Origin of the sequence: Streptomyces sp. NPDC090499 (assembly GCF_044769305.1) — a bacterium.
Taxonomy (GTDB): Bacteria; Actinomycetota; Actinomycetes; order Streptomycetales; family Streptomycetaceae; genus Streptomyces.
In genome coordinates this window covers 122197-140845 of record NZ_JBIVXP010000013.1, presented here as the reverse complement: position 1 = coordinate 140845, position 18649 = coordinate 122197, and the positions used below count along the sequence as shown (strand labels likewise).

Here is an 18649-nt window from a genome sequence, read left to right as displayed (position 1 = left end):
GGGCTCCCTAGTGGGCCACCGCGGCCGCGCCGTGCTCGTCGACGAGCGCGCCGGTGGTGAAACGGTCGAGCGAGAAGGGGGCGTTGAGGTGGTGGGGGCTGTCGTGGGCGATGGTGTGGGCGTAGACCCAGCCGACGCCCGGGGTGGCCTTGAAACCGCCGGTTCCCCAGCCGCAGTTGAGGTAGAGGCCGGCCACCGGGGTGCGGCCGACGATCGGTGAGGCGTCGGGGCTGACGTCGACGATGCCGCCCCAGGTGCGCAGTACGTGGGCGCGGGCGAAGACCGGGAAGAGTTCGAGGGCGGCGGCCATCTGCTCCTCGATGATGTGGAACGCGCCGCGCTGGGTGTAGGAGTTGTACGCGTCGATGCCGGCACCCATCACCAGCTCGCCCTTGTGCGCCTGGCTGACGTAGACGTGCACCGCGTTGGACATGACGACGGTGGGGTGGACGGGCTCCAGCAACTCCGACACGAGGGCCTGCAAGGGGTGGCTCTGGAGGGGGAGTTCGATGCCGGCCATCGCGGCCAGGACGGAGGTGTGACCGGCCGAGCACAGGGCCACCTTGCCGGCCGCGATCGGGCCGAGGGTGGTCCGGACGCCGACGACCCGGCCGCCCACCACGTCCAGCCCGGTGACCTCGCAGTTCTGGATGATGTCGATGCCCGCCGCGTCCGCGGAGCGGGCGAAGCCCCAGGCGACGTAGTCGTGCTTGGCGATGCCGGCACGGGGCTGGTAGGTGCCGCCGAGGACCGGGTAGCGCACGTCGGGTGAGGTGTTGACGATCGGGCAGACCTCTTTGACGCCGTCCGCGTCGAGCCACTCGGCGTCGACGCCGTTGAGGCGGTTGGCCTCGACCCGGCGCACGCTGTCGCGGACGTCCTGGGGGCTGTGGGCGAGGTTCAGGACGCCGCGCTGGGAGAAGAGGATCGGGTAGTCCAGTTCCTCCTCCAGGCCCTCCCAGAGTTTCAGCGCGTGTTCGTAGATGCCGGCGCTCTCGTCCCAGAGGTAGTTGGAGCGGATGATCGTGGTGTTGCGGGCCATGTTGCCGCCGGCGAGCCAGCCCTTCTCCAGGACGGCCACGTTGGTGATGCCGTGGTTCCTGGCCAGGTAGTGGGCGGTGGCCAGGCCGTGCCCGCCGCCGCCGACGACGACGACGTCGTACGACCGCCGGGGCTCGGGGGTGCGCCAGAGGAAGTCCGGGTGGTCGGGGAGGTCGGCGCCTGGGGTGCGGGGGCTCATCGGACGGCTCCGTCGGGCGAGTGGGCGTGCGAGAGGTGGGGGTAGAGCGGGTGCCGTGCGGCCAGGGCCTCGGTGCGGGCGCGCAGCGCGGGTACGTCCGGTCCGGGCTGGAGGGCGAGGGCGATGACGTCGGCCGCCTCGGCGAAGTCCTCGGCCGTGAAGCCCCTGGTGGCCAGGGCCGGGGTGCCGATGCGCAGGCCGGAGGTGACCATGGGCGGGCGCGGGTCGAAGGGGACGGCGTTGCGGTTGACGGTGATGCCGATGGTGTGGAGGAGGTCCTCGGCCTGGCGGCCGTCGAGGGGTGAGTCGCGCAGGTCGACCAGGACGAGGTGGACGTCGGTGCCGCCGGTCAGCACCTTCACCCCGGCCGCGGCCGCGTCGGGCTGCGTCAGCCGCTCCGCGAGGATGCGGGCGCCGGCCAGGGTGCGGGTCTGGCGCTCGGCGAACTCGGGGGTGGCCGCGACCTTGAAGGAGACGGCCTTCGCGGCGATGACGTGCTCCAGCGGGCCGCCCTGCATGCCGGGGAACACCGCCGAGTTGATCTTCTTGGCCAGGTCGGCGTCGTTGGTGAGGACGACGCCGCCGCGCGGTCCGCCGAGGGTCTTGTGCGTGGTCGTGGTGACCACATGGGCGTGCGGGACCGGGCTCGGGTGCAGCCCCGCCGCCACCAGGCCCGCGAAGTGCGCCATGTCGACCATGAGGAGGGCGCCCACCTCGTCGGCGATCCGGCGGAAGGCCGCGAAGTCGAGCTGCCTCGGGTACGCCGACCAGCCCGCGATGATCATCTTCGGCCGGTGTTCCTTGGCGAGCCGCTCCACCTCGTCCAGGTCCACGAGGTTGTCGGTCTCGGAGACGTGGTACGGCACGACGTTCAGCATCTTGCCGCTGTAGTTGAGGCGCATGCCGTGGGTGAGGTGGCCGCCGTGCGCGAGATCGAGGCCGAGGACCGTGTCGCCGGGCTTCAGCAGGGCGAAGAAGACAGCCGTGTTGGCCTGCGCGCCCGAGTGCGGCTGCACGTTGGCGAATCCGGCCCCGAAGAGCGACTTGACCCGCTCGATCGCCAACCGCTCGGTGACGTCGACGTGTTCGCAGCCGCCGTAGTAGCGACGGCCGGGGTACCCCTCGGCGTACTTGTTGGTCGCGACCGATCCCTGCGCCTCCATCACGGCGACGGGCGCGAAGTTCTCGGAGGCGATCATCTCCAGCGTGGACTGCTGCCGGTCCAGCTCGGCACGCAGCGCGGCATGAACCTCGGGGTCGAGCTCGGCCAGGGGCGTGTTCAGCGCGTTCATAGGGGCTTCCTGATCCTTTCAACGACCTTGGCGAGGCGCCCCGTAAGGGGCGCTGGGGGTACCCCCGGCCGAAGGCTGGGGGAGGAACTGCGCGACCAGCCACAACGCACCCGCAGCCGAACCACGACGCCACCCGGATCTGTCACCCACGAAGACGACTCATCCCCGGATCGAACAACGGCTCCTCGGCCACCACAGCCTCCACGCGCTGGTCGAAGTACCCGATCTGCACCCCGGTCCCGGGCACCGCCAGCTCCGCCGGCAGCCACGCGTACGCGATCCCCTTGCCGATCGTGTAGCCGTACGCCGCGCTGGTCACGTACCCGACGGCCCGCTCACCGTCGTACACCGGCTCCTTGCCCATCACCACGGCGGCCGGGTCCTCGATCGTGAGGCAGCTGAGCCGGCGCCGCACGTCCGCCTTGCGCCGCTCCAGCGCGGCCTTCCCGACGAAGTCGCCCTTGTCGGGCTTGACGGCGAAGCCGACGCCGGCCTCGTAGGGGTCGTGCTCGTAGGTCATGTCGGTGCCGAAGGAGCGGTAACCCTTCTCCAGCCGGAGGCTGTTGAAGGCGCCGCGGCCCGCGATGATCCCGCCGAGCGGCTCGGCCGCCTGCCAGAGGGTGTCCCAGAGTTTCAGGCCCTGGTCGGCGGTCGTGTACAGCTCCCAGCCGAGTTCGCCGACGTACGACAGCCGCATCGCGGTGACCGGCACCGAGCCGATGTAGGCGCGCTTGGCGCGGAAGTACTTGAGGCCGTCGCCCGAGAAGTCCTCGTCGGTGAGCGGCTGGAGGACCTCGCGGGCGAGGGGGCCCCACAGGCCGATGCAGCAGGTGCCGGGGGTGATGTCGCGGACCTGGACCGTGCCGTCGGCAGGCAGGCGCCGCGCGAACCAGTCGAGGTCGAGGTTGCCGTTGGCGCCGACCTGGAAGAGGTCGGGGGCGAGGCGGGCCACGGTGATGTCGCTGCGGATGCCGCCGTCGTGGTCGAGGAGCAGCGTGTACGTCACCGAGCCGACGGACTTGGCGACCTTGCCGGTGACCAGGCCCTCCAGGAAGTCGGCGGCGCCGGGGCCGCTGACCTCCAGGCGCTTGAGGGCCGTCATGTCGTACATGGCGACGGTCTCGCGGGTGGCCTGGGCTTCGGCGCCGACGATGGGGGACCAGTAGCGGGCGGCCCAGTCGTTGGGGGTGGGGATCGAACGGCCTTCGAGCAGGCCCGCGTTGGCCTCGTACCACTGGGGGCGCTCCCAGCCGTTCGCCTCCAGGAAGAACGCGCCGTGCTCCTGCTGGCGGGCGTGGAAGGGGCTGGTGCGGATGGGGCGCGGCTTCCCGGACGGCTGGAGGGGGTGGAGGATGTCGTAGACCTCGACGAAGTTCTGGCAGTCGCGGGCCAGCACGTACTCGGGGGCGAGTTGGTGCGGCTCGAAGCGGTTGACGTCGCACTCGTGCAGGTCGAAGGACGAGCAGTGGCCGTCGACCAGCCATTCGGCGACCGCGCGGCCGACGCCCGCGGAGTGGGTGACCCAGACGGCCTCGGCGACCCAGAAGCCCTTGACGTCCGGGGACTCGCCGAGCAGCGGGTAGCCGTCGGTGGTGAAGGAGAAGAGCCCGTTGATGCCCTCCTCGATCTTGGCCTCGCGGGTCGCGGGGAGGAGGGAACGGGTCTCGGTCCAGGCGTCCTCGAAGTCCTCCTCGGTGAACTCCATGACGGAGGGCATCTGGTCGGCCTCGTCGACGGAGAGGATGTCGTCGGCGGAGACCGGCATCGGGCGGTGGCCGTAGGAGCCGATGCCGAGGGTGTCGAAGCGGTCGCGGTAGTAGAGGTCGGCGTCCTGGTGGCGCAGGATCGGGCGGACCGCCTCCTCGGTCTGGCCGGCCAGGGCGGGGACCGGGCCGGTCCAGGCGAGCTGGTGGCCGAGCGGGGTGAGCGGGAGGTTCATGCCGACCATGCGGGCGATCCTCGGGCCCCAGATGCCGGCGCAGCAGACGACGATGTCGGCGGGGATCTCGCCCTGGTCGGTCACCACGGCGGTGACGGCGCCTTCGCTCCGGCTCACGTCGAGGACCTCGTGGCGGGCGAGGAAGCGGACGCCGCGTTCGCTGGCGCGGCGGATCTGGGCCTCGACGGCGAGGACGGCCTTGGCGAGGCCGTCGGTGGGGACGAGGAGGCCGCCGAGGACCCGGTCGGGGTTGACCAGCGGGTGCTGTGCGACGCACTCCTCGGGCGTGAGGATCCGCGCCTCGATGCCCCAGGCGGTGATCCAGCCGTGCCGGCGGTGGAGTTCGGCGAGGCGCTCGGGGGTGGTGGCCACTTCGAGGCCGCCGACCTGGAGGAAGCAGGGCTTGCCGTCGACGTCGAGGGAGCAGAACTTCTCGACGGTGTAGCGGGCCAGCTCCGTCATGGTCTTCGAGGGGTTCGTCTGGAACACCAGGCCGGGAGCGTGTGAGGAGGAGCCGCCGGTGGCCGGGAGGGGGCCCTGGTCGACCACGGTCACCTCGGTCCAGCCGCGTGCGGAGATCTCGTCCGCGAGGGCCGCCCCCACGACGCCCGCTCCGATGATGACCACTCGGGGTCCCGCCATCGCCCAACCTCCGAACTTGAGACCGGTGCAGTTGCTTTGTGCGCAACGTGATTCAGGCTGCGCAACTCAATGTGCCCGCCGCCGAGGAGGGGTGTCAAGGGGGCGGCGACCCGGCGGAACAGCTCCCGGAACAGCCGGGTCGCGGACGGAAAACGGCAACGCCCGGCGGGCGGTGCGCACAGCTGCGCACCGCCCGCCGGGCGTCCCGGAACGACTGCTCTCGCGGCCTGCGCTACTTCAGCCAGGCCTTGACCTTCTCGGGGTTGGCGTCGACCCACTTCTTGGCCGCCGCGTCGTCCGACATCTTGTCCACGGCGATGTACTTGGCCACGGTGTTCTGGTCGTCGTTGGTCCAGTTGAACTTCTTCACCAGGTCGTACGCCGGGCTGCCCGACTTGGCGAAGCTCGCGCTGACGATCTTGTCGAGGTCGTAGACGGGGTAGTCGCAGGCGACCTTCGCCGCGTCGGCGTCGCAGCCCGTCGTGTACTTCGGCAGGGAGACCTTCTTCAGCGGCACCTCGGACAGGAACCACTGCGGTTCGTAGAAGTAGCCGATCAGCCACTGCTTGTTCTTCTCGGCCGTTCTGAAGGCCTGGATGAGCGCGGTCTCGCTGCCCGCGTACACCACCTTGAAGTCCAGCTTCAGGTTCGTCACCAGGGCGGCGTCGTTGGTGACGTACGACGGGTCGCCGTCGAGCAGTTGGCCCTTGCCGCCGGACTCGGAGGTCTTGAACTGGGACGCGTACTTGTTGAGGTTCTTCCAGTCGAGGATGTCGGGGTGCGCCTTGGCCAGCCACGGCGGCACGTACCAGCCGATGATGCCTTTGTTGCCGGTGGAGCCGGCCTCGACGGCCGTCTTCTGTCCGGTGATGTACTTCTTCTTCAGATCGTCGTGGCCCCAGTTCTCCAGGACGGCGTCGACCTCGCCGGTCCCGAAGCCCTGCCAGGCGATCTCCTCCTTCAGGTCCTTCTTGTCGACCGTACAGCCGAGGTCGTGCTGCGCGACGTACGCGACGACCGCGGCGTCCGCCTCGTAGCCCACCCAGGGGTTGACGGCCAGGTTGAAGGTGCCGCACTTGCCGCCCGAGGACGTCGAGCCGGCGGAACTGCTCTCGCCGACCTTCGCGCCGCCGCAGGCCGTGAGGGTGAGTCCGAGGACGGCCAGGCCGGCCGCGCCGGCTCGCCAGTGTTGTGCCATGGTGTCGAGCTCCTTATGCCCTGGTGCGTCGTGCCGCAGCCTGAGTGATCCGGTCGAACATGACTCCGAGCAGTACGATGGCGAGCCCTGCCGCCAGCCCCTTGCCGTACAGCTCGCCCTGCGAGAAACCGGCCACGACGTCGTAGCCGAGGGCGCCGGCCCCTACCAGGCCGCCCACCACAACCATCGACAGCACGTAGATCAGACCCTGGTTGGTCGCGAGGGTCAGGGCGCTGCGTGCCATCGGCAGCTGGACCTTGGTGATGATCTGCCAGGTGTTGCACCCGGCGGAGGTCGCCGCCTCCACGGTGGACGCGGAGACGTTCCGCACCCCGTCCGCGATGATCTTGACGGCGACGGGTGCCGCGTAGACGACGGCCGCGACGATCGCCGTGAAGCGGGTGGCGCCGAAGAGCGCCAGGAACGGCACCAGGTAGACGAACGGCGGCATGACCTGTGCCGCGTCCAGGGTGGGCCGGATCAGCCGGTCCACCAGCATGCTGCGGCCCATCCACACGCCGAAGACGACGCCGACCAGCATCACCAGGACGGTGGCCACGGCGGTCGAGGCGAGGGTGGTCATGCTGTCCGACCACAGGCCCGTGCCGACCAGCAGCCCGACGCACACGGCGGCCGTCGCCCCGGCCCACCGGCCGCCCAGGACCGCGCCGAGCGCGACCAGGACGGCGCCGACCAGCCACCAGGGGGAGTCGGTGAGCAGGGTCTGGAACGGGTTGAGCAGGCCGTTGGTCAGAGCGTCCCGCAGGGCGTTGGTGAGGCCGGAGAGGTGGTCCTGCAGCCAGGTGGTCGCGGTGTCGGCGGCGCTCGCGATGTGGCTGCCGACCGTGCCGTCGCCGGGGAACTCGGCCGCCCACACGTAGGTGTGGGAGAGGTAGACCAGGACGACGGCCGCGATCCCGCCCGCCCCGAGCAGCGGGCGGCGCCACCTCGCGAACCGCCCGTCCGTGCGCCGGGTCTCGGTGCGGACGGCGGCCGCCGTGGTGACCCGGTCGAGCACGATCGCCATGACGACGATGGCGAGTCCCGCGTTGAAGGCGGTGCCGACGTCGAGCGACTGGAGGGCCTGGACGACGGTCTTGCCGAGGCCGGGCGCGTCGATCAGGGCGGCGATGGTGACCATGGCCAGGGCGGCCATGATGGTCTGGTTGACGCCCATGACGACGGTGCGCTTCGACATCGGCAGCAGCACCTTCACCAGTTGCTGGGTGCGGGTGGTGCCCATCGAGTCGGCGGCCTCGACCGTGGTCTCGGGGACGGAGCGGATGGCGTGCGCGGTGATGCGGATGGCGGGCGGGGCCGCGTAGATCACCGTGGTGATCACGGCGGAGGCGCCGCCGATGAGGAAGATCAGGGTCAGCGGGGCGAGGTAGACGAAGGTCGGCATCGTCTGCATGAAGTCCAGGAAGGGCGTCATGATCCGGTTGACCCGGTCGGAGAGCCCCGCCCACACGCCGAGCGGGATGCCGATGAGCAGGGCCACCAGGACCGCCGACAGGGTCAGCGCCAGGGTGTCCATGCTCTCCTGCCACAGGCCCTGGAGCCCGAAGAACGTGAACCCGGCGACGGCCAGCAGCGCGACCCGCCAGTTGCCCACGGCCCAGGAGACGTAGCCGGCGATGCCGACGACGCCGAGCCAGCCGATCTGCGGGACCGGGCGGCCGCCGGCGGGCTGGGAGATCAGCGACTGGACGAAGGTGACCAGGTTGTCGATGGCCAGCCGGATCTCGTTGAAGAAGTAGAGGAAGACCGGGTTGGAGTTGCGGTTCGCGCCGATGCTGTCGTTGACGTCGTTCAGCCAGCGGTGCAGGCCGGTGAGGTCGGCGGCGGCCAGGGTCAGCGTCTGGCGGCCCCGGAAGGCGGCGAAGAGCACCAGCCAGAGGACCAGGATCGCCGCCACCACCATCGGCCGGGTGACCTTCTCGCGCAGCGTCGCGACCGGCGCGGTCGCGTCGGCGACGGCGGCCATCAGGCGCCGCCGTCCTGCCCGGCGACCACGGCGAGGATCTCCTCGTCGCCGACGATGCCCAGCAGCTTGCCGTTCTCGACGACCTTGACCGGCTTCTCGGCGGCGAGGACGGCCCGGGTGGCCTCGCGGACGACGACGTCCGGGCCCAGCTCCGGTCCGTCGAGCGCGTCCTCGGGTTCTGCGGGCCGCATGATCCAGCGCAGGGTGAGGACGTCGCCGCGCGGCACGTCCTTGACGAAGTCCCGCACGTAGTCGTCGGCCGGGGCGCCGACGAGTTCGTCGCCGGTGCCGCACTGGACCGTTCTGCCGTCCCGCATGATCAGGATGCGGTCGCCGAGCTTCAGCGCCTCGGAGAGGTCGTGGGTGATGAACACCATGGTCTTGCCGACCTCGTGGTGCAGGCGGATGACCTCGCTCTGCATGTCACGGCGGATCAGCGGGTCGAGTGCGGAGAACGGCTCGTCGAAGAGGAGGACGTCCGGGTCGCCGGCCAACGCCCGGGCCAGGCCCACCCGTTGCTGCATTCCGCCGGAGAGCTGGTCGGGGTAGGAGTTCTCGTAGCCGGCGAGGCCGACGAGTTCGACGGTCTCCATCGCGCGTTTCACGCGTTCGGCCCTGCTCATGCCCCGGATCTCCAGGCCGAACGCCACGTTGTCGACGACCTTGCGGTGCGGCAGCAGGCCGAAGTGCTGGAAGACCATGGAGAACTTGCTGCGCCGCAGCTCGCGCAGGCGCCGGGCGTCGGCGTCCCGGATGTCCTCGCCCTCGAAGACGATCTCGCCGGCGGTGGGTTCGATCAGCCGGGTCAGACATCGCACCAGGGTCGACTTGCCGGACCCGGACAGGCCCATGACGACGAAGACCTCGCCGGGCGACACCTCGAAGCTGACGTCCCGGACGGCCGCGGTGCAGCCGGTGCGGTCCATCAGCTCGCGGCGGGTGAGGCCGCACAGCTCCTCGGAGCCCGGCACCTCGTCGGCCTTCGGCCCGAACACCTTCCACAGCCGGCGCACGGAGATGACCGGGGTGCGGTCCCGGGGTTCCTCGGACGTGTCGCGCCGCTGCGACGCCTCGGTCTGGGCTGGGGGCATGGTGGGGACCTCTCTTCGGCGTCAGCCGCGGAACCAGTGCTGCGGCCGGGGTTGGATGTTCTGCCAGACGTGCTTGGGCTCTCGGTACTCGTCCAGGCCGGTCGGTCCCAGCTCGCGGCCCACGCCCGAGTGCCCGAAGCCACCCCATTCCGCCTGCGGCACATAGGGGTGGTAGTCGTTGATCCACACGGTGCCGTGACGCAGCCGGCGGGCGACCCGCTGGGCCCTGCCCGCGTCCTGCGTCCAGACGGCCCCCGCGAGGCCGTACTCCGTGTCGTTGGCGATGCGGACGGCGTCGTCCTCGTCCCGGAAGCGCTCCACGGTGAGCACGGGTCCGAAGGACTCCTCGTGCACCACGCGCATGTCCTGGCGGCACTCGTCGAGGACGGTGGGCGGGTAGTAGAAGCCGTTCGCGAGCGCGGGGTCGTCGGGGCGGGTGCCGCCGCAGCGCAGTACGGCGCCCTCGGCGAGGCCGGTGGCGACGTACGCCTCGACCTTCTCGCGGTGCTGCGCGGAGATCAGCGCGCCGGTCTCGGCCCCGGGGTCGAAGGGGCCGCCGAGCCGGATGAGCCGGGCGCGGCGCACGACCTCGTCCACGAAGGCGTCGTGGACCGAGTCCTCGACGATCAGCCGCGCCCCGGCCGAGCAGACCTGGCCCGAGTGCAGGAAGACGGCGGTGAGCGCGAAGTCGACCGCGGTGTCGAAGTCGGCGTCGGCGAAGACCACGTTGGGGTTCTTGCCGCCGAGTTCGAGGGCGACCTTCTTCACGGTCGCCGCGGCGGTGGCCATGATCCGCTTGCCGGTCTCCAGGCCGCCGGTGAAGGACACCATGTCGACCGCGGGGTCCTCGGCGAGCGCGGCGCCCGCCGCGGGCCCGGCGCCGAGCACGAGGTTGCCGACGCCGGGCGGCAGTCCCGCCTCCTCCAGCGCCTTCAGCAGCAGGACCGCCGTGGAGGGGGTGAGCTCGCTGGGCTTCAGGACGAACGTGTTGCCCGCGACCAGGGCCGGCGCGACCTTCCAGCTTGCCTGCAGCAGCGGGTAGTTCCAGGGGGTGATCAGCCCGCACACGCCCACCGGCTCGTAGACCACACGGCTGACGGCGTCCTCGCGTCCGGTGTCGATCACGCGTCCCGCTCCGGTGCCGGCGATGCCGCCGTAGTAGCGCAGGCAGGAGACGACGTCGGCGATGTCGTACTCGCTCTCCACCAGGCGTTTGCCGGTGTCCAGGGACTCGGCGCGGGCGAACTCCTTGGCATCGCGCTCGATGATGTCCGCGGTGCGGAGCAGCAGGGTGCCGCGCTCGCGTTCGGGGGTGCGCGGCCAGGGGCCCTCGTCGAACGCACGGCGGGCGGCGGCGATCGCGGCCTCCGTGTCGGGGCGGGTCGCCTCGGAGACCGTCGCGACGAGGGTGCCGTCCGCCGGACAGCGGATCTCGCGGTGGCCGCCGGCCACCGCCGCGCGCCATTTCCCACCCACATACAGATCTGCCACGGCCGCGCCCTTCGAGCCCGAATTCGTTGCGCATTGTGCATTGGATTGCTTTTGGTGGAACACCCTGACCGAATGTGCCGACACCCGTCAAGGTCTCCGCGTATCCCGATTCGGCCGCGAAAACGGCGTCCTCGGGGGCGGGTCAGCCGCCCAGCCGGTCCAGCAGCGCACGGCGCCACCGCTCGGTCTCGGCAACCTGGTTGAAGGTGAACAGGTGGAGGCCCGCCACGCCCGCCGACGGCGCGGTGAACGCCTCCGCACCGCGGGCGAGCAGCCGCTCCGGGTCGTATCCGCCGGGTGCGGCGAGGCGCAGGAACCAGGAGGCGTGCCGGGTGAGGAAGCGGGTCGACTCCCCCACCCCGATCTTCGTGGCCATCGTCAGCAGTCCAGCCCGCTGGACCGGTCCGGCCACCCCGAGGTACACGGGCAGGGTGACGTCACGGCGCCGGATGCGGGTGAGCCAGTCGCCGAGCACGCGCGGGTCGAAGCAGAGGTTGCTGACGATGTAGGTGGCGTGCGCCCGCTTGTCCCACATCGCCTGGATGGTGAGGTCGTCGTGGATGAGGGGATGGCTCTCCGGGTAGCCGGTGATCCCCGTCTCCGCGAAGGGTCTGCCCGTCTCGGTGAGCCGGCGCAGCACCGGCAGGGCTCCCTCGTACGTCCCGGCGGGCGGATCGGCGTCGCCCGCCGGGACGAAGAGGTCGTCGACGCCGGCCGCGCGCAGCCGCTCGGTGACGTCCTTGAGATGCGTGTCGTCGCGGAGCAGGCGCCCCGGGACGTGCGGGACGACCCGGTAGCCGTGCGCCGCGAGCCGCTCGGTGAGGCCGAGGGTCGGTTCCAGGCCCTTGACCGGCGACGCCGTGACCGTGACCACAACGTCCCGGGGTACGTGGGCGAGGACCTTCTCCTCGGTCGCCCGCGCCGGCAGCACCTCGTAGCGGACACGGGCGAGCAGCGCCCGCAGCGCCTCGGCGCCCACGGCGGTCTACCCGGCCTGCTTCTGGGCGTCGCGGAGCCGGTAGTACACGGCCTCGGAGGGCGGCAGGGGCTCCTTGCCGAGGATGAGGTCGGCCGCCTTCTCGGCGATCATCATCACCGGGGCGTAGATGTTGCCGTTGGTGACGTACGGCATCACCGAGGCGTCCACCACGCGCAGCCCGTCCACGCCGTGCACCCGCAGGCTGTTCGGGTCGACGACGGACATCTCGTCGGTGCCCATCTTGCAGGTGCAGGACGGGTGCAGGGCGGTCTCGCCGTCCTTGGCGACCCAGTCGAGGATCTCCTCGTCGGTCGCCACGGACGGGCCGGGTGAGATCTCCCCGTCGTTGTAGGGGGCGAGGGCGGGCTGGTTGAGGAGGTTGCGGGCGACCCTCACCGCCTCGACCCACTCGCGCCGGTCCTGTTCGGTGGAGAGGTAGTTGAAGCGCAGGGCCGGGTGTTCGCCGGGGTCCTTGCTCCTGATCTTCACCGAGCCGAGGGCGTCGGAGTACATGGGGCCGACGTGGACCTGGTAGCCGTGGCCGCCGGCCGGCACCGAGCCGTCGTAGCGGACCGCGACGGGCAGGAAGTGGAACATCAGGTTGGGGTAGTCCACGTCGTCGTTGCTGCGGCAGAAGCCGCCGGCCTCGAAGTGGTTGGTGGCGGCCGGGCCCTTGCGGAAGAGCCACTGCAGGCCGATGAGGGGGGCCCGCCACTTCGCGAGGTAAGGCTGCATGGAGACGGGCTGCTTGCAGGCGTACTGGATGTACACCTCCAGGTGGTCCTGGAGGTTCTCGCCGACGCCGGGCAGGTCGTGGACGACGTCGATGCCGAGGGCGGTGAGTTCCTTCGCGTTGCCGATGCCGGAGAGCTGGAGCAGCTGCGGGGAGTTGATCGCGCCGCCGCAGAGGACGACCTCCTTGGCGCGGACCTGCTGGAGGGCGCCCTTGCCGCGCCGGTACTCGACGCCGACGGCCTTCCTGCCCTCGAAGAGGACGCGGGTGACCAGGGCGCGGGTCTGCACGGTGAGGTTGGGGCGCTTCCTGGCGGGCTTGAGGTACGCCTTCGACGCGGACAGCCGCCGGCCGCGGTGCACGTTGCGGTCGAACTTGGCGAAGCCCTCCTGCCGGTAGCCGTTGACGTCGTCGGTGGGCGCGTGACCCGCCTCCTCGGTGGCCTCGAGGAAGGCGGAGAAGAGCGGGTTGGTGGCCGGGCCGCGCTCCAGGACCAGCGGGCCGTCGTGGCCGCGGAACTCGTCGTCCGGGTCGGCGGCGAGGCAGTTCTCCATCCGGCGGAAGTACGGCAGGCAGTGCGCGTAGTCCCAGTTCTCCATGCCGGGGTCGGCGGCCCAGCGCTCGTAGTCCATGGGGTTGCCGCGCTGGAAGATCATCCCGTTGATGCTGCTGGAGCCGCCGAGCACCTTGCCGCGGGCGTGGTAGATCCGGCGGCCGCCCATGTTCGGCTCCGGCTCGGACTCGTACTTCCAGTCGTAGAAGCGGCTGCCGATGGGGTAGGTCAGCGCCGCGGGCATGTGGATGAACACGTCCCACGGGTAGTCGGGGCGGCCCGCCTCCAGGACGAGCACCCGGTTGCCGGGGTCGGCCGAGAGCCGGTTCGCCAGCGCGCTGCCGGCCGAGCCGCCGCCGACGATGACGAAGTCGTACTGCAAGGGAGCCATGGTGCCTCGTCTCGCTCGCGCCGTCGATTGCGCGGCATGCTAGTACGGGTATCGCTATACGCACCAGGTTGCGAACAACGCAACTTGTAAGATCTTTGTTCACATCGCGTTACTTGGAGTGCGTTGTTTACTGCGCGTATAGTTTCGCTATGAGCAACTTCAGTCCGGATACCGAAACGAACGGCTCATCGTCCGGGGGCGTGCAGTCCGTCGACCGCGCCATCAGCGTCCTGGAGATCCTGGCCCAGCGCGGCGAGGCGGGGGTGAGCGAGGTGGCCGCCGAGATCGATGTTCACAAGTCGACCGCGTTCCGGCTGCTCGGCGCCCTGGAGGCGCGCGGTCTCGTGGAGCAGTCGGGCGAGCGGGGCAAGTACTCGCTCGGCTTCGGCATCGTACGCCTGGCCGGTGCCGTGACGGGACGCATCGACGTCACCCAGCAGGGCCGGGCGGTGTGCGAGCGGCTGGCCGAGGAGATCGGCGAGACGGTCAACATCGCGGTGATGCAGGAGCACTACGCGATCAACCTCTACCAGGTGCGCGGCGCAGCCGCCGTCAGCGCGCACAACTGGGTCGGCCAGCTGACCCCGTTGCACGCCACCTCCAGCGGCAAGGTCATGCTCGCCCATCGCCCCGCCGCGGAGCGCGCCGCACTGATCTCGGACGGGGGCCTGAAGAAGCTGACCCCGCACACCATCTCCTCGAAGGCGAAGCTGGAGAAGAACCTCGCCGAGGCCCGGGAGCGCGGTTACGCCTGGACGCTGGAGGAGCTGGAGATCGGGCTGCACGCGATGGCCGCGCCGATCCGGGACCGGGACGGGGTGGTCATCGCCTCGATCAGCGCCTCCGGGCCGTCCTACCGGTTCACCGAGGAACGCATGCACGAGCTGGCTCCGGTGCTGGTGAAGGGCGCGGAGGAGATCAGCCACCGCATGGGCTTCCTGGGCTGAACACCCGCCGGCCGACCGTCGTGGGGCCCGCGTCCGCCCCTCGCGCGCGGGCCACGGCGTCACCCCGGCTGCCGCGCGCCGAGCCGCCCCTGGACCCAGTCGTGGAAGGCGCCGATGTGGTGCTCGCTGGGCACCAGCACCCCGCCCTTGGCGTAGAGCCGTGAGCTCATGCCGGGCTGCGTGCGCTCGCAGGCCTCGAAGTCCTGGCGGTTGACCCGGTCGAAGAGCTCCACGGACCGGCTGACGTCCTTGCCGGTCTCGACGACGTGCGGGAGGTAGAGCCAGTCGCACTCGACGATCGTGCGGTCCACGGCCACCGGGTACATCCGGTGGAATATCACATGGTCCGGGACCAGGTTGATGAACACCTGCGGCTTGACGGTGATCGCGTAGTACCGCCGGTCCTGGTCTGACGAGACCCCCGGAATGCGGTCGAGTCCCTCGGAGCCGTCGACGGTGAAGCCCTGGACGTCCGCGCCGAACTCGGCGCCGTGCCCGACGTAGTACTGGGCCGCGTAGCCGTCGGCGAACTCGGGCAGCACCTCGGTGAGTTCGGGGTGGATGGTGGCGCAGTGGTAGCACTCCATGAAGTTCTCGATGATGAGCTTCCAGTTGGCCTTCACGTCGTAGACGATCCGCCGTCCGACGGCGAGCTCCTCGACGCCGTAGCGCTCGATCGACTCGACGTCGCCCAGCCGCTCGACCGCCGCCCCGATCACGTCCTCCTCGAAGGACGGCGGGTGCTCCGCGAGGCACACCCACACATAGCCGAGCCACTCCCGGACGGCCACGTTCACCAGGCCGAACTCGGTACGGCCGACGTCGGGCATCTTGGTGAGGTTGGGCGCGGCGACCAGCTTGCCGTCGAGGCCGTAGGTCCAGGCGTGGTACGGGCACTGGAAGGCCCGCGCGACCTCGCCGGCCTCCTCGGTGCAGAGCTTGGCGCCCCGGTGCCGGCAGACGTTGAAGTAGGCGCGGATCGACCGGTCCCGGGCCCGGGTGACGAGGATGGACTCGCGGCCCACCTCGACGGTACGGAACGCGCCGGGCTTCGGCAGGTCGGCCGCGCGGGCCACGCAGAACCACATCGTCTCGAAGATGCGCTCCTGTTCCTGGGCGAAGATCCCGGGGTCGGTGTAGGCGGCGCCGGGGAGGGTGGCGATCAGGCTGTCCGGCAGGCTGGTCGAGGTCACGGTGCACTCCTCGGAGGACGTCGTGGATCGGGGGGATGGCGCGGGCGCCGGGTCAGGACGCGGCGGTGCCGAACTGCTTGCGGGCCCGGGTGAACAGCCGCGGCTGGTTCATCCCGAGCACGGCGACCGGCCGGCCCGCGCGCCGGTACACGGCGAGGAAGCTGCGGTCGTCGGTCGAGCCCTCCTCGACCGTGACGCTGTCGGCCCCGGCGGCGTGGCCGACGAACTGGATCTTCACGCCGTACTGGTCGGACCAGAAGTACGGCGGCCGGGGTGTGCCCGGTTCCCGTGCACCGTGCGCGAGCAGCGTGGCGACGGCGGTGTCCGGCCGTTCCAGCGCGCCGGTCCAGTGCTCGATCCTGCGGTGGGTGCCGGTGTGCGGGTCGTACCAGTTGGCGCAGTCGCCGACGGCGACCACTCCGGCCACGCTGGTGCGGCCGTCGGCGCCGCACTTGACGCCGTCGTCGAGGACGACGCCGGAGTCCTGCAGCCACTCGACGCAGGGACGGGCCCCGACGCCGACGACGACGGTGTCGGCGGGCACGCTGCGCCCGTCCGCCAGGAGCACGCCCTCGACCTGTCGCTCGCCGCTCAGCCCCTTGACCCCCACCCCGCACAGCAGCCGTACCCCGTGGTCGGCGTGGAGCGCGGAGACGACGGCGCCCATGGCCGCGCCGAGCGGTGCGGCCAGCGGGGTCGGGGCCGCCTCGATCACGGTGACGTCGAGGCCGAGGGCGTACGCGGTGGAGGCGACCTCGGCGCCGACGAACCCGCCGCCGATCACCACCAGACGGCCGCCCCGGGCGAGGTCCGCCCGCAGCGCGCGGGCGTCGTCGAGGGTGCGCAGCGTGTGGACACCGGCGAGGCCCGCGGTGCCGGGCAGGGTACGGGCGGCGGCGCCGGTGGCGAGGACCAGGCCGTCGGCCCGGACCTCCCGGCCGTCGGCGAGACGGACCGCCCGCCGGGTGCGGTCGAGACCGACGGCCCGGGAGCCGAGCAGCCACTGCGCCCCGAGGTCCTCGTCGGCGCGCTCCAGTGCCAGGTCCGCCTCGCCGAGGGCGCCGGCCAGGAACTCCTTGGACAACGGCGGCCTGTCGTACGGGCGGTGGGGCTCGTCGCCGACGACGACCAGCCGGCCGTCGTACCCCCGCTGCCGCAGCGAGCGCGCGGCCGACAGTCCGGCCAGCGAGGCGCCCACCACGGCGACGGTCCTCACGCCGCGTCCCCGGCCAGGCGGGCGGTGACGCACGGCGGCAGGTTGGGCGCGTCGGCGGAGAGCCGGACGTAGACCGTTCCGTCCTCCACGACGACCTCGTGGGTGCGGACCGGGCGCTTGGCCGGGGGTGCGTCCACGGCGCCCGTGCGCAGGTCGAACTTGGAGGCGTGCAGGGGGCATTCGACCTCGCAGCCCTCCAGCCAGCCGTCGGCGAGCGAGGCGTCCTGGTGGGTGCAGGTGTCGTCGATGGCGAAGAGCTCGCCGTCATCGGTGTGGAACACCGAGACGGGCGGGTCGATGTCGAGCCGGTGGGCCTCGCCTCGCGGCAGATCCGCGAGACGGCACGCGGGAATCATCATGACACCTCGGTGCGTATAGCGAAACGGATTGCGGTTAGCGCAACGTCAGTCTGGGGGCCGCCGCGAAGCGTTGTCAAGGAGTTCACGCGCCGGTTCGCACCGGTCTCGGCAGTGGCCCCCGCACCCGCCACAGCGCCCTCCAAAGCAGGCGTGAGCAGGGTGAACGGGCCCTGCACGAGGTGCGGGTACGGCCCTGCCCCGGTGCCGTCACCGGGGCAGGGCCGCTTCGCCGGCGGCCGGTCAGAGACCGCGGTCGCGCGTCACAGGAGCACCACCGAGCGCAGCACGTCGCCGTGGTGCATGCGCTCGAAGGCCTTCTCGATCTCGTCGAGCCGGACGGTCCCGGTGACGAAGGCGTCCAGGTCGAGGCGGCCCTGCAGGTAGAGGTCGATGAGCATCGGGAAGTCGCGGGAGGGCAGACAGTCCCCGTACCAGGACGACTTGAGCGCGCCGCCGCGGCCGAAGACGTCCAGGAGCGGCAGTTCCAGCTTCATCTCGGGGGTGGGCACGCCGACCAGGACGACGGTGCCGGCGAGGTCGCGGGCATAGAAGGCCTGCCGGTACGTCTCCGGGCGCCCGACCGCCTCGATGACGACGTCGGCACCGAAGCCGCCGGTCAGCTCGCGCACCGCCGCGACGGCGTCGGTCTCCTTGGAGTTGACCGTGTGGGTGGCACCCAGCCCGCGCGCGGTGTCCAGCTTGCGGTCGTCGACGTCCACGGCGATGACGCGTGCCGCGCCGGCCAGGTCCGCGCCGAGGACGGCTGCCGCCCCGACACCTCCGCAGCCGATCACGGCGACACTGTCGCCGCGGCCGACGCAGCCCGTGTTGAGTGCGGCACCGAGGCCCGCCATCACGCCGCAGCCCAGCAGCCCGGCGGCCGCCGCCGACGCGCGCCGGTCGACCTTGGTGCACTGCCCCGCCGCCACCAGCGTCTTCTCGGCGAAGGCGCCGATGCCGAGGGCCGGGGAGAGCTCCTGGCCGGTCGAGGCGAGGGTCATCTTCTGCTTCGCGTTGTGGGTGTTGAAGCAGTACCAGGGCCGCCCGCGCAGACAGGCCCGGCACTGGCCGCACACGGCACGCCAGTTGAGGATCACGAAGTCACCGGGTGCCACGTCGGTGACGTCGTCGCCGACCGCCTCGACGACCCCCGCCGCCTCGTGGCCGAGCAGGAAGGGGAAGTCGTCGCTGATGCCGCCCTCGCGGTAGTGCAGATCGGTATGGCAGACCCCGCAGGCCTCGATCCCGACCAGCGCCTCCCCCGGACCGGGGTCGGGCACGACGATGGTCTCCAGGCTGACGGGGGCGCCCTTGCTCCGCGCGACGACGGCACGGACCTGCTGGGACATGGCCGCTCCTCGACTGAAAGAGGTGGCGAGATGTTGCTCAATACGGCAC

Annotated in this window: 14 protein-coding genes; 1 reads left to right on the top strand and 13 read right to left on the bottom strand. The window is 71.2% G+C overall.

The features are described from left to right. Positions 1-7 precede the first annotated feature (7 nt). From ACIQVL_RS36605 to betA, 9 genes are all read right to left on the bottom strand, one after another. Complete coding sequence (locus ACIQVL_RS36605) at positions 8-1240, bottom strand: sarcosine oxidase subunit beta family protein (RefSeq protein WP_403477488.1); 1233 nt, start codon at positions 1238-1240, stop codon at positions 8-10. After that, complete coding sequence (gene glyA / locus ACIQVL_RS36600) at positions 1237-2532, bottom strand: serine hydroxymethyltransferase (RefSeq protein WP_403477487.1); 1296 nt, start codon at positions 2530-2532, stop codon at positions 1237-1239. The genes ACIQVL_RS36605 and glyA overlap by 4 nt, the downstream gene beginning before the upstream one ends. A gap of 142 nt (positions 2533-2674) precedes the next feature. Continuing rightward, positions 2675-5113, bottom strand: a complete 2439-nt coding sequence (locus ACIQVL_RS36595) for an FAD-dependent oxidoreductase (protein WP_403477486.1) — start codon at positions 5111-5113, stop codon at positions 2675-2677. Positions 5114-5345: 232 nt separating this feature from the next. After that, positions 5346-6311 (bottom strand): ABC transporter substrate-binding protein, encoded by a 966-nt coding sequence (locus tag ACIQVL_RS36590; RefSeq protein WP_403437521.1) that lies wholly within the window; start codon positions 6309-6311, stop codon positions 5346-5348. A 13-nt stretch (positions 6312-6324) separates the two neighbouring features. Next, positions 6325-8298, bottom strand: coding sequence for an ABC transporter permease (locus tag ACIQVL_RS36585; protein ID WP_403477485.1), 1974 nt, complete (start codon positions 8296-8298; stop codon positions 6325-6327). After that, positions 8298-9389, bottom strand: coding sequence for a glycine betaine/L-proline ABC transporter ATP-binding protein (locus tag ACIQVL_RS36580; protein ID WP_403437518.1), 1092 nt, complete (start codon positions 9387-9389; stop codon positions 8298-8300). The genes ACIQVL_RS36585 and ACIQVL_RS36580 overlap by 1 nt, the downstream gene beginning before the upstream one ends. A gap of 21 nt (positions 9390-9410) precedes the next feature. Beyond that, a complete protein-coding gene (locus ACIQVL_RS36575; protein ID WP_403477484.1) occupies positions 9411-10880 on the bottom strand; it encodes an aldehyde dehydrogenase family protein in 1470 nt (489 codons plus the stop codon). A 142-nt stretch (positions 10881-11022) separates the two neighbouring features. Then, complete coding sequence (locus ACIQVL_RS36570) at positions 11023-11859, bottom strand: 5,10-methylenetetrahydrofolate reductase (RefSeq protein WP_403477483.1); 837 nt, start codon at positions 11857-11859, stop codon at positions 11023-11025. A gap of 6 nt (positions 11860-11865) precedes the next feature. After that, entirely contained in the window at positions 11866-13536 is a 1671-nt protein-coding gene (betA, locus tag ACIQVL_RS36565; RefSeq protein ID WP_403477482.1) for a choline dehydrogenase, read from the bottom strand. A gap of 149 nt (positions 13537-13685) precedes the next feature. Between betA and ACIQVL_RS36560 the strand changes: the two genes are divergently transcribed. Beyond that, entirely contained in the window at positions 13686-14483 is a 798-nt protein-coding gene (locus tag ACIQVL_RS36560; protein WP_403437513.1) for an IclR family transcriptional regulator, read from the top strand. A 59-nt stretch (positions 14484-14542) separates the two neighbouring features. Here the strand turns inward: ACIQVL_RS36560 and ACIQVL_RS36555 are convergent, their stop codons facing one another. From ACIQVL_RS36555 to ACIQVL_RS36540, 4 genes are all read right to left on the bottom strand, one after another. Next, on the bottom strand, positions 14543-15676 hold the full coding sequence (locus ACIQVL_RS36555) for an aromatic ring-hydroxylating dioxygenase subunit alpha (RefSeq protein ID WP_403477481.1): 1134 nt from the start codon (positions 15674-15676) through the stop codon (positions 14543-14545). A gap of 52 nt (positions 15677-15728) precedes the next feature. After that, positions 15729-16892 (bottom strand): NAD(P)/FAD-dependent oxidoreductase, encoded by a 1164-nt coding sequence (locus ACIQVL_RS36550; RefSeq protein ID WP_403477480.1) that lies wholly within the window; start codon positions 16890-16892, stop codon positions 15729-15731. Continuing rightward, positions 16889-17251 (bottom strand): bifunctional 3-phenylpropionate/cinnamic acid dioxygenase ferredoxin subunit, encoded by a 363-nt coding sequence (locus ACIQVL_RS36545; protein ID WP_403437509.1) that lies wholly within the window; start codon positions 17249-17251, stop codon positions 16889-16891. Before ACIQVL_RS36545 ends, ACIQVL_RS36550 begins: the two co-directional genes overlap by 4 nt. 260 nt (positions 17252-17511) lie before the next feature. Next, positions 17512-18600 (bottom strand): S-(hydroxymethyl)mycothiol dehydrogenase, encoded by a 1089-nt coding sequence (locus tag ACIQVL_RS36540; protein ID WP_403437508.1) that lies wholly within the window; start codon positions 18598-18600, stop codon positions 17512-17514. Positions 18601-18649 lie beyond the last annotated feature (49 nt).